1 pseudogene is annotated in these 450 nt (G+C 32.7%); it reads left to right on the forward strand.

Annotation, left to right across the window (positions count from 1 at the left end):
* A pseudogene (locus BRSU_RS14640) lies at positions 1 to 450 on the forward strand (hypothetical protein); the annotation flags it as partial.

A 450-nucleotide genomic window follows, 5' to 3' on the forward strand; every position in this document is an offset into this window, starting at 1 on the left:
TGAACAAGCAGTCAGCGATGATGAAAAAGATGAAGTTATAAAAGAGGAACTTACTTTAGAAGCAAACAAGGAAAGTTTAGATTTGAAAGTTGGTGAAGCACCGAATGTAAATCTTACAAGCAATGCTGATACTATAGATTATAGCTTAGAACCTACTGAGCAAGATTATTTTGATGCAGAATATAATGACACTGATAAGATATTTACTATAACAGGAAAAAAAGCAGGAAATGCTGTATTGAAAGTAGTAGGTAAAAAAGCAGGCAATGAAGATATAACACTCAGCATACCAATTACTGTGGCAGAAGTTCTTACTTTGGAAGCTAACAAGCAAAGTTTAGACTTAAGAGTCGGAGAAAAACCTACAATAAATATTACAAGCAATGCTGATGAAATAACATATTTAATAGAGCCAGAAGAACAAGGCTTTATTGATGTTGAATACAATGA

It is taken from the genome of Brachyspira suanatina (assembly GCF_001049755.1).
Classification (GTDB): Bacteria; Spirochaetota; Brachyspiria; order Brachyspirales; family Brachyspiraceae; genus Brachyspira; species Brachyspira suanatina.